8 protein-coding genes and 1 pseudogene are annotated in these 10986 nt (G+C 54.9%); 2 read left to right on the top strand and 7 right to left on the bottom strand.

The features are described 5' to 3' along the window. Together HP566_RS04920 and HP566_RS04915 are read left to right on the top strand one after the other, a co-directional pair. Nucleotides 1-127: pseudogene (locus HP566_RS04920) on the top strand (electron transfer flavoprotein subunit alpha/FixB family protein); the annotation flags it as partial. Nucleotides 128-165: 38 nt separating this feature from the next. Further along, nucleotides 166-1125 carry an NAD(P)H-dependent flavin oxidoreductase gene (locus tag HP566_RS04915; protein WP_249976145.1) on the top strand — a complete coding sequence of 320 codons (960 nt, stop codon included), beginning with the start codon at nt 166-168 and terminating at the stop codon, nt 1123-1125. Here HP566_RS04915 and HP566_RS04910 read toward each other — a convergent pair. From HP566_RS04910 to HP566_RS04880, 7 genes are all read right to left on the bottom strand, one after another. Then, nucleotides 1107-1886 (bottom strand): enoyl-CoA hydratase/isomerase family protein, encoded by a 780-nt coding sequence (locus tag HP566_RS04910; RefSeq protein ID WP_249976144.1) that lies wholly within the window; start codon nt 1884-1886, stop codon nt 1107-1109. The genes HP566_RS04915 and HP566_RS04910 overlap by 19 nt on opposite strands. 10 nt (nt 1887-1896) lie before the next feature. Next, nucleotides 1897-3012: an acyl-CoA dehydrogenase family protein gene (locus tag HP566_RS04905; protein ID WP_249976143.1), complete on the bottom strand. Its 1116-nt coding sequence runs from the start codon at nt 3010-3012 to the stop codon at nt 1897-1899. A 10-nt stretch (nt 3013-3022) separates the two neighbouring features. Then, nucleotides 3023-4216, bottom strand: coding sequence for an acyl-CoA dehydrogenase family protein (locus HP566_RS04900; protein WP_249976142.1), 1194 nt, complete (start codon nt 4214-4216; stop codon nt 3023-3025). Next, the gene (locus HP566_RS04895) at nt 4213-5637 is read right to left on the bottom strand and encodes an enoyl-CoA hydratase/isomerase family protein (protein ID WP_249976141.1); all 1425 of its coding nucleotides are present in this window, start codon (nt 5635-5637) and stop codon (nt 4213-4215) included. The genes HP566_RS04900 and HP566_RS04895 overlap by 4 nt, the downstream gene beginning before the upstream one ends. Before the next feature lie 185 nt (nt 5638-5822). Continuing rightward, complete coding sequence (locus tag HP566_RS04890; protein ID WP_249976140.1) at nt 5823-7829, bottom strand: TRAP transporter permease; 2007 nt, start codon at nt 7827-7829, stop codon at nt 5823-5825. Between the two features lie 47 nt (nt 7830-7876). Beyond that, entirely contained in the window at nt 7877-9037 is a 1161-nt protein-coding gene (locus HP566_RS04885) for a TAXI family TRAP transporter solute-binding subunit (protein WP_249976139.1), read from the bottom strand. A gap of 209 nt (nt 9038-9246) precedes the next feature. Then, nucleotides 9247-10947, bottom strand: a complete 1701-nt coding sequence (locus HP566_RS04880) for a SulP family inorganic anion transporter (protein ID WP_249976138.1) — start codon at nt 10945-10947, stop codon at nt 9247-9249. Nucleotides 10948-10986 lie beyond the last annotated feature (39 nt).

Below are 10986 nucleotides of genomic sequence, written 5' to 3'. Positions count from 1 at the left end.
CATGAAAGACTCCAAGGTGATCGTTGCGGTGAACAAAGACGAAGAAGCACCGATCTTCCAGGTGGCGGACTATGGTCTGGTGGGCGATCTGTTCGAGATTCTGCCGGAGCTTGAGAGCAAGTTGTAACGCTACTTGCACTTACAATAATAGCCAGCGAGTACCCCATGTTAACCCGACTGATCGCTTCAACAACTCTGCCGGTAATTGGCTCTCCGATGTTTATTGTCTCCGGGCCTGAGCTGGTCATTGCCCAGTGTCAGGCTGGCATTATCGGCGCTTTTCCAGCACTTAATGCCCGGCCCGCCGAAACGCTGAGGGAGTGGCTACAACAGATCACCGGTACCCTGGCGGAGTATGATGCATGCCACCCACAACAGCCCGCTGCCCCCTTTGCAGTTAACCAGATTGTGCACCCCACCAACGACCGCCTTGAGCACGATGTAGCGCTGTGCGCTGAATTTAAGGTGCCACTGGTGATTACCAGCTTGCATTCACCTGAACGAGTGGTTGAGCAGGTGCATACCTACGGTGGGTTCGTCTTTCACGATGTCACAACACTTCGGCATGCCAGAAAAGCGATTGATGCAGGAGTGGATGGCTTGATTTTGGTATGCCATGGTGCTGGCGGTCATGCCGGGCGGTTAAACCCTTTTGCGTTTGTGGCCGAAGTGCGCCGCTTTTACGATGGCCCCCTGGTGTTGGCGGGTGCCATCACCAAGGGTGAACAGATTGTGGCTGCCCAGGCGCTTGGTGTGGACCTGGTGTATATGGGAACACGTTTTATCGCCACCCAAGAGGCAAACGCGCAAGCGGCGTACAAGCAGATGGTGCTTGATGCAGCAGCGGGGGATATTGTTTATACCAACTTGTTTACCGGCGTGCACGGTAACTATCTGCGCCAAAGTATTGAGCAGTCGGGGTTGGATCCTGATGCCCTGCCTGAAGGTGATAAAACGTCAATGCGCTATGGTTCTGGCGGCAGCAGTAAAGCAAAAGCGTGGAGAGATATTTGGGGGGCGGGGCAGGGTGTAGGAGGGATTGCCTCTATGAGCAGCGTGGCCAATGAAGTGGCCACGCTACGCGATGACTATCATCAGGCGCTGGCTCAATTGCGGCGGCGTTGACGAAACGCTGCCACTCGTGACTGGAAATCCTCAGACGCTTTACACTGATCCTGAAGCTCGCCCTCCAGTATCATGGTGTCATTAAGGGTGTGTTGGGCCGCTTTTCTGAGCGCATATTTGGTAGCGCTGAGCGCCTGGGGTGACTGAGTGACCAGTGTGTGTGCGAGGTCGCGGGCTTCCTCCAGCACACGCTCATCGTCGACAACCCGGTTGGCCAGACCCAAAGATAAGCAGTGCGCGGCAGAGATAGGTGTGGCCAGTGCCGCCATTTCAAACGCCTGGGTATGGCCGAGCTGACGCACCAGATGCCAGCAGGCACCGCCATCGGGAATAAGGCCAATATTGATAAAGGCCAGTTTCAGGTAGGCAGAGCACCCCATCACCACCATATCGCTAGCCAGTACATACGAGACGCCAATACCCGCGGCGGCACCGTTGATGGCGGCAATCACCGGCTTTTCCATTGTCATCAATAGGCGCAGGGCCGGTAAAAAAAGGGTCTCTAACCGCTCGCTGGCAGGTTGCGAAGAGGCTTTTTCAAACTCAGCCAGATCCGCGCCAGCGCAAAACGAGCTACCTTTTCCATGCAGAATGGCACAGCGTATCTGATCGTTATCCGCAACGGCTGCCAGGGCTTTGTTGAGTGCCAGGGCGGTAGCTTCATTGAGGGCATTGCGGACGGCAGGGCGTGCAATAGCTACTTCGACAATGCCATTTTCAATAGTGCTGACATGAATCAATTCACTGTTGTAGTCGGGCATGTAACGCTCCCTAGGCCACTTGTAAACCATCGCTGACTGTTTCCAGATGGTAGTCGCTATCGCCCAGGTAGTGATCGAACATCACCAGCCGTTTGGCATAGTGGGCAACATAGCACTCTTCCGTCATGCCTATTGCGCCATGCAACTGAATGGCCTGTTCGGCAATAAAGCGCGCGGATTCACCGCAGTATGCCTTGGCCGCCGCAATCTTGTAATCCCGTTGCCTGGCCGGTAATGAAAGGCTGGTGGCCGCCAGGATGGTCATTGAGCGTGATTGTTCCAGGTGTAAGTGCATATCCACCATGCGGTGCTGCAAGGCCTGGAAGCTGGCTAGTGGTAAACCAAACTGCCTGCGCTCTTTCAAATAGGCCAGGGTTTGGTCGCAGGTTGCCTCCATGGTGCCGATTGCTTCTGCACAGAGCGCTGCACGACCCATAGCGAGTACCTCGGCAATGGCATCACTGACATCGTCACTTAAACAATGGTCTGCCGGAACCGTGACATTTGTCAGTACCAGGTCGCCAGCGGGCTGATCATCTATGGTGTGATAGCAGTGCTGGGCGACTCCTGGTGTGTTGGCGGGCACGATAAATAGGCCCAATTTGCCGCTTGGCAAAGTGGCGGTGACCAGGATAGCGGCGGCGGCTGCCAAATTCATCACTACATCTTTTCTGCCGCTTAATTGCCACTGGTTGCCGTGCTGGCTCGCTGTGGTAACTGCGAAGGTGTCGTAACGGGCGCTGTGTTCCTGCCAGGCAAGCGCCAACTGGTGTTCACCTTCCAGTAGTGGTGCGAGCCAGCGTGCCTGTTGTTCACTGTTGCTGCTAAGCGCAAGCAGTTGTCCCGGTAGCACTAGGCCAGCCAGATAGGCTTCGGGTACCAGACCTTTTCCCAGTGCCCGCATAATGATCATCAGGTCGGTGCCATCGCCGCCTAACCCACCTAGCTTTTCGCTAAAGGGCATATGCAACAGGCCAAGTTCTGCGAAAGTGCGCCAAAGCTCGCTGGTTTCCCCGGCGGGCGTTGCTAACATTGTACGCCGCTGCTGGGGGGATACCTGGTCGGCCACCAAACGGGTGAGGGTCTCTTCGAGCATGCGTTGTTCGTCGGTTAATGCAAAATCCATGGTGACCTCCTTACATACCTAAAATGGTTTTGGCGACGATGCTTTTTTGTATTTCGTTGGCGCCGCCATAAATCGAGAGCTTGCGGCGGTTAAAGTACTGGGCGCTGGCGGCAGCACGCAGGGCGAGTTCGCCGTCCAGTGGTTCATCGCCGTACAGGAAAGCGGGGAAGAACGGCAGTGCCGCAGGGCCCAGGGCACGTCGGGTAAGTTCACTGATCTCTTGCCGCAGCTCGGAGCCGCGCACTTTTAGCAGCGAACTCTCCGCGCCCGGCACGCTGCCATGCCGGGCAGCGGCAATCACTCGTAGGTTGGTGACTTCCAGCGCCATTAACTCAATCTCGGCCTTCACCACTCGTAGACGGAAGCTGGGTAGTTCCAGTAGCGGTTTACCGCGATGCTTAATCTGGCTGGCAACAGATTTCAAATGGCGTAGCGCCTGCCTGGCGTGGCCAAGCCCAGCAATACCGGTGCGTTCATGAGTGAGCAGGAATTTGGCGCAGGTCCAGCCTTCCCCTTCTTCGCCGACGCGGTTTTCAACCGGGACACGGACATTGTCGAGAAAGACTTCGTTAACTTCATGGGCACCGTCGAGAGTAATGATAGGTCGCACCGTAATGCCAGGGCTCTGCATGTCGATCAGCAGGAAACTGATGCCTGCCTGTTTTTTGGCCTGTGGGTTGGTGCGTACCAGGCAGAACAGCATGTTGGCGTGCTGCCCCAGGGTGGTCCATGTCTTCTGACCATTGACAATATAGTGGCCGCCGTCCCGCACGGCACGGGTATTAAGACCCGCCAGGTCGGAGCCTGCGCCTGGCTCTGAATAGCCCTGGCACCACCAGTCCTCATTGTTCAGAATGCGTGGCAAGTAGTGCTTTTTCTGTGCATCGGTGCCGAATTTCATAATGACCGGAGCCACCATATTGACACCAAATGGCACTATGCTTGGCGCATGAGCAGCGGCACACTCTTCATCAAAAATGTGCCGTTGCACAGGACTCCAACCGGGACCGCCGTACTCTTTTGGCCAGTTTGCAGCCAGCCAGCCGCGTTTGCTGAGAATATTCTGCCAGCGAGTATGATCATCTGCTCTTAAATAGCGCCCCAGACGTACGCGTTCAGTAATGTCGTTGGGTAGCGCGTCGGCTAAAAAGGCACGTACCTCTGCACGAAAGGCCCGCTCCTCGGGAGTAAATGTGAGGTTCATGACAATGTATCCTTCTTGGCAGCCGCAGCAAGTGTGGCCTGATGGTATGGTCCACCTAAGTGGCGTGGGTAACCCAGGGCTTCTACCGCCAGCAGGTCAATGTCGCTTTCTCGGTAGCAACAGCCGTTTTCCGCAAGGCTCAGGGTGGCTTGCTCCAGCGAAGCATTTTTATCACGAGCCGCCGCTGGCTCGGCTGCAGCATGCAGCGTGTTGAGAAGACCACTCTTCCGGCTTACCACCACATTTACCCGTAGCGCTTTCAGCGTTAGGGCAGCCCGTTGCTGAGTGACAGCATCTGCACTTTGGTTAACCAACTCATGAAACGGGCCACTTTCGGCGAGGACCAGAGTTAGCTCGGTAGCCGGGGCAGGCTCTGTTAAGACTTGCAGCGCGATGGCGGTGGCCGTTGAGGGGTAGTCGGCGTGAGAACCAGGGGAGAGTATGCATAGCTCGGTTGCGTTATGCGGTGCGTTGGTAAGCTTGATATGGGCACGCTGGGCGGCTTTATGAAGCTGCTCAAACAGTGGATGCTCACCCATTAACGCAACATGCTCAAACGGTGTGGCGTTTTCGACACCAGGCACGATGTGCGGATTTCTGGCAGCAAAAAAGAGGTGGATAAGCCCAGCGCGCTGGGGGGAGTCCATACACGCGAGAAACAGCTCCCGCTCCCGCTGTAAACCAGCACTGAGCGATTCTGACGTCATGCAGGCCTCAATCGCTTCGACAATGCGAAACGGTGAAAAAAGCTCGGGAGCTTGTTGTTTGAGGTGTTTATGAGCAGCGGCGATTGCCTGGGGATTGGCGTTGGGAGTGGGTAATTGGCCGGTGATACGTGATGTTTGTTTTCCCGCCAGGATGCCCTGGGCAGCTGCTAGTCCCGCTTCCAGGGGTGTTCCGGCATCGCTAATAGTGTCAATAATGCCGGTTTCCAGCGCTTCATCTGCCCCAACAAAGCGTCCGCTGGTAATCATTTCTAATGCAGTTTCCACACCAACCAGGCGCGGTAAGCGTTGGGTGCCTCCGGCGCCGGGCAGGAGGCCCAGTTTTACCTCCGGCAAACCTACACGGGTGCCTCTCAGCGCAGTGCGGTAGTGGCAGCCAAGTGCAACCTCCAGGCCGCCACCCAGCGCAGTGCCGTGTAGAACCGCAATCAGCGGTTTGGGGCAGGCTTCTAACTGGGTGATGACATCGGAAAGCAAAGGCGTTTGGGGAGGCCTGCCAAATTCACGAATATCCGCACCGGCAATGAAAGTACGCCCATCCGCCATTACCACCAGCGCCCTGGCCTGCTGATCGGCAATGCCCTCTGCAAGTGCGTTGACCAGGCCACTACGCACAGCATGACTAAGGGCATTAACCGGAGGGTTGGCGATGCAAATAACGCCAACGTTGCCGTGGCATTGGTAAAAAACAGACATGACAAACTCCCGTATTCCGCATGATGAAACTAGTGGTTGTTTATTGGAATTTATTAATCATGGCGGTAGTTATTGGCCGAGTCAATATTGTAAAACATCATTTCGCAATGCAGAACAAAAAGCCGCCCGTAGGCGGCATGGGGCAGGGTGGTTTTGCGATAAACGCGTTATGGAGTCCACTGGGGTTAGGTGCCAGTCGCTAATGTTCGCTGATGGTGACGCTGGCTTATACGCGCCAGTAGAACGCCAGGGAGTAGTGCTGCAAGCGATAGGCTAATCAGCTCCAACTGACTAAGCGGCACCATTCCGCCGCCCGGTAACGCCAACAGTAGACCTGCGATTAACACCAACCCTCGAATCACTGGTTCCTGTAGTGCGCCGTAGCCGAGCCGACCCACGCCCATCAGGTAGCCCTGCATGGCGGAGGCAAACAGGATGATGCCGATCACAGCCTGAATAAAGACAGCCACAATCATAAGCGGTGCACCCTGCATGATCAGTGCCGGGTTGAGCACAAACAGGAAGGGGATAAAGTAGATCACGCTACCCAGCCGCATTGCCTGCAAGCCGGTCTCCATGGGACGTGCGCCTGCAACAGTGGCGGCGGCAAAAGCACCCAGTGCCACCGGAGGTGTGATAAAGCTCAGCATGCCCCAGTAAAGGATGAACATATGCACTGCCATGGGGTCCAGGCCACCACCTTGAATCAAGGCGGGAGCCAGGGCCACGGCGAGGAAGATATAAGCCGCGGTCACTGTCATGCCAATGCCCAACACAAAGCTGGTCATAGCCCCCATGATCAACAGTAGCGGCACGCTACCACCGGCGATATTGATAAAGTCATTGGCAATGGTGCCGGAAAGCCCGGTCATGGAAAGTGCGCCAACGAGCATACCAACACCGGCGAGAATCGCGATCAGTTCCGCAAACAGCTTGGCTGCCGACGAAAGGGTGTCAGCGACATCCTTCCACCCCCAACGATTGTGTCTGGAGAGCTGGTTGAGTACCAACAACAGGGCGGTCGCATAAAAAGGTGCCACCGCTTCACGTTGCATAATCAGTAGCATCCATACCAGTAGTCCAAACACGAAGATGAAGTACCAGCCCTCTTTCAGCGTTTGCTTAAGAGATGGCAGTTCAATGGCGGGTAATCCCTTGATCTCGTGGCGCGCCGCATAGGCATCAATTTGGATAAACAACCCCAGGAAATAGAGAATAGAGGGGATAACGGCGGCAAGTGCTACCGCAGAGTAAGGAATATCCAGAAACATGGCCATGACAAAGGCGGTGGCACCCATTACCGGGGGCATCAGTACGCCACCCGTGGAGGCGCAGGCCTCCACACCACCTGCAAAAGAACGGCTCATGCCAATGCGGCGCATAGCGGGGATGGATAAAACACCGGTGGTTAGTACGTTACTGATTACACTGCCGCTCATGGACCCCATCAGGCCACTGGAGAAAATTGATACTTTGGCCGGGCCGCCGCGAACATGGCCCAATAGCGCAAAAGCCAGATTAATGAAAAACCTGCCGCCGCCGCTTTTTTGCAGCACCACACCAAACACCAGAAAGCCAATCACAAGACCGGCGAATGCTTGCAGTGGTACCCCCATGATGCTTTCAGTACTCATGGTGTGGTACATGGCTGTTTCTTCAAGGCTGGAAGGGAATGCCTGAATGGGACCAGGGACAATATCGGCAACCAGCGGGTAAAGTGAAAATAGCCCTGCGATAATGGCGATTGGCAAACCGCCTGCCCGTCGGGCTGCTTCTATGATCAGCACCCAATAAGCGTAGCTGGCATAAATGGCGATATCCGGGGCGGCAAAGGCCCAGCCGCGCTCCAGAATGGGTAAGGCGTTATAGACAAAATAGCTCCCGACAATCAGGGTGACCGCGCTTAGCAGATAGTCATACCAGGGAATCGGTCGCTCCTGCTGTGTGGCGCGCATCGGCCAGAGCAAAAAAACCAGCGGTAACAGTAATGCAACCACTGCATAGTAGAATTGAGTTTCTAAACCAGTAACAAAAGTGAGCCAGCCCCAGTTAAACAGGTAATCCAGTGTTATCAGCATCAGCACAATGGTAACCGCGGCGGGAACCCAACTGATGACATTGGGTAACTGGCGAGTTTGGCTGATTTTTTCTTTAACCTGCTGGCTATCAGCAGATATGGTATCTATGCTCATAGGTCATTCCGTCAATCAGCAGGGCGGCCATGGCCGCCCGGTTGGCGTTACTCAAAGATAGCGTCGAAGTTGGCAGCGGTTAGCGCGGTGGCCCGGGCGGCCATCCACTCGCTGGCGAAGGCATCGTCATCGCTGGGCGCGTCCTGGATAAATTGCTCCCAGGCGTCGAGAAGCACTTTTTGGCGCTCAACCAGATGATCCTGATGCGCTTGCATCTCATCGGTCCATACATCGATCTCTTTGTAGTACTCGACGACGGCATCATGGAACGGAACCACCCACTGCATATCCTGGTATTCCAGTGCGTAGCCGACGGCTCCTGGTGCATTATTCTTATAGTCGTCGTAGTTTTCCTGCATTGCTTTGATCAGACCATAAGCCACGTTATCTTCTAGGTCATGATTGGCAACCACGATTGGGTAGGGGTAACTGGCACTGGGGATAGGATTGTCGGCATTAATACCACCAGCACCGGCGGTGACTTCATGGGGGCGGAAATAAGGAGCAACCGTCATCATGCGCTCCCAGCCCGCTTCATCATCCGGGGCCAGTACTGGCCAGCTAATACCACGTCGGCTACTGGCAAGCTGCTGGGCTGGTGGAGTGACGGTAGTGGTAAAGGAGGCGTCCACATCACCGGCAATAATGCCATCGAACGAACGTCCGTAGCCGGGGTAATCCACTCGCTCCACGTCATCCCATGTCAGGCCACCAAAGGCTAAATAGGCTTCGGTTCCTTTGTTGAGAGCGTCGTCCCCACGGATATAGGCAATACGCTTACCAGCTAAATCCGCAGGTGTTTCAATCTCTAAATCACCTGCGACCGCAAGTGAGAGACCAAAAGAAGCCGTGGAGGTGGTAATAACCCGCAGGGGTTGAGGACCCCAATCCCGGTCGGCAAACATCATGACACCTTCTACGCCGTAGTAGCTGGCAATTCCACAAGCGCATAGGTCAACACGGCCCTGTTTAAGAGGGGTCATACGCGATACATCATTATCACCAGGGAGGATGCGTACCGAGGAGCCGTAATTATTCTGCAGCATATTGCCGATGGCGACCGCCTGTGCATAGCCGCTGGAATTGGTGCCGTAGGCTGTCCACGCCATCGTGCTGGGTAGTTCTACATCGTTAGCGTAGCTTGCGGCAGCGCCCAGCAGGGAGAGTGGTAGGGCTGTCATCAGTAGATAGTGAGCTAATGGGCGCATTTGAATGCTCCTTTATTGTGGTTGTCTTTACAATTTGCTACATCTTGTTTTGCTGTGCGGTATCTTGTTTTGCTTGGTGGTCGGGTGATAGTAGGTAAGCCAAAGGGGGGCTGTCAACGCTGTTCTGTGAGCTACACCAAAATGGTTTCGTCTTCATGCAAAAAAGCCAGGAAAATTCCTGGCTTTTTAAGTGGCTGGAATGGCGTGGGCTAGGAAAACTCTTGCCATGCTGCGTAGTTGCTCAAGAATACCCGGCCCGTCAGGGCATCGAGGAAGTCGCTTTTTTTAAGTTGATCCATGACGGGCCCTTTTACTTCAGATAGATGCAGTTTTACATCAGAGTCCTTTAATCGGGCATTAATCGCATCCAGGCTTTCCAGGGCAGAAGCATCAATCAGGTTCACCGCCGAGCATATCAGCACCACATGCTCAAGTTCCGGATGGCTGGCAACCAGGTTATAGACAGTATCTTCCAGGTAGCGGGCATTGGCGAAATATAGGCTCTCATCAATACGCAGCAGCGCCACATTACTGATTGTCTCAACATTGTGACGCTCTATATTGCGGAAATGCTCTGTGTCCGGCACCCGGCCTATCAGCGCGCTATGGGGGCGGCTGGTACGATAAAGAAACAGTGCGATGGAGAGAGTGATGCCACCAATGATACCAGCCTCAATACCTTCAATCAGGGTCAGCAGAATAGTAACCGCCATCGCGGCAAAGTCACTGCGGGAATAGCGCCATGTCTGGCGCAGCATGGGGATATCTACCAGGGTTAAAATAGACACTGTAATAGTGGCAGCCAGGGTGGCAATCGGTAAGTGGTAAAGCCAGCCAGTAAACGACATCGTCACCAGGGCAATGCCCAACGCTGCAAAGGCACCAGCGGCAGGCGTTTGTGCACCGGCATCGTAGTTTATGACAGTGCGGGATAATCCACCGGTTACAGGCATGCCGCTGGTAACGCCTGCTGCCAGATTAGCCGCACCCAAGCCTATCAGTTCCTGGTTGGGGGAAATTCGTTGGCGTCGTTTTGCTGCCAGCATTTGCCCCATGGAAACAGACTCAACAAACCCCACCAGACTGATCAATAGCGCTGGAATCAGCAAGGCTCGCCACAGTGATGTATCGCCCCAAGGGAAACTAAGTGCTGGTAGGCCGCCGGGGATAGTGCCGACAACCTCAACACCTGCGTCCGAGAGTTGCCAGTGCCAGGTGGCCAGGGTGGTGACAACAACGGCAAACACCGGGCCTGCTTTGGTGACCAAGTCGGCCAGTGAGGGTGGCATACCCGCTGCGCTCAGGCTCTGTTTGCCATAACGGCGCATGGCTACAAGAAACACCAGAGTGCCCGCGCCAATAGCCAGGGTATAGGGGTTGAAAGTGGACAGGTTGGGCAGAAGTGTGACAGCCCGCTCAATCAGAGTAAAACCGCTGCTGGTTACACCGAGTAAACTACCGAGTTGACTGATGGCGATAAGGATGCCTGATGCCGTTAAGAAACCGGAAATAACCGGGTGGCTTAGAAAGTTGCTAAAAAAGCCCATTTTCAATGCACCCATAATGATCAGTATGCCTCCCGACAGTAGCGACAGTACCAAGGCTGCCTGTAAATAGGCATCACTGTCAGGGGGGGCCACTGAAGAGAGTGCAGCACCGGTCATCAATGCAATAATGGCCACGGGCCCCACGGCTAGTGTGCGGCTAGTACCTAACACGGTATACAACAGCTGGGGCAAAATACTGGCATACAGGCCGACAACGGCGGGCAATCCTGCCAGTAAGGCGTATGCAAGTGACTGCGGAATGACCATGATGGTCACGATTAACCCTGCCATCACATCAGCACCAAGCAGTCGCTTATGGTAGTGGGGCAGCCAGGTCAGAATGGGCAAATAACGCTTGAACATAAGCTCCCAAGGTGTACGCCTGATGACAAAACATGTGTG

The sequence above is a fragment of the Vreelandella olivaria genome, assembly GCF_023507745.1.
Taxonomy (GTDB): Bacteria; Pseudomonadota; Gammaproteobacteria; order Pseudomonadales; family Halomonadaceae; genus Vreelandella; species Vreelandella olivaria_A.
Note: the sequence above shows the minus strand (reverse complement) of the source record. Positions and strands in the feature narration are given on the sequence as shown.

Excerpts from the sequence above, each read along its gene's own strand:
- HP566_RS04895 (WP_249976141.1), bottom strand. The coding sequence starts at position 5,637 with ATGTCTGTTTTTTACCAATGCCACGGCAACGTTGGCGTTATTTGCATC.
- HP566_RS04905 (WP_249976143.1), bottom strand. The coding sequence starts at position 3,012 with ATGGATTTTGCATTAACCGACGAACAACGCATGCTCGAAGAGACCCTC.
- HP566_RS04900 (WP_249976142.1), bottom strand. The coding sequence starts at position 4,216 with ATGAACCTCACATTTACTCCCGAGGAGCGGGCCTTTCGTGCAGAGGTA.
- HP566_RS04885 (WP_249976139.1), bottom strand. The coding sequence starts at position 9,037 with ATGCGCCCATTAGCTCACTATCTACTGATGACAGCCCTACCACTCTCC.
- HP566_RS04915 (WP_249976145.1), top strand. The coding sequence starts at position 166 with ATGTTAACCCGACTGATCGCTTCAACAACTCTGCCGGTAATTGGCTCT.
- HP566_RS04890 (WP_249976140.1), bottom strand. The coding sequence starts at position 7,829 with ATGAGCATAGATACCATATCTGCTGATAGCCAGCAGGTTAAAGAAAAA.
- HP566_RS04880 (WP_249976138.1), bottom strand. The coding sequence starts at position 10,947 with ATGTTCAAGCGTTATTTGCCCATTCTGACCTGGCTGCCCCACTACCAT.
- HP566_RS04910 (WP_249976144.1), bottom strand. The coding sequence starts at position 1,886 with ATGCCCGACTACAACAGTGAATTGATTCATGTCAGCACTATTGAAAAT.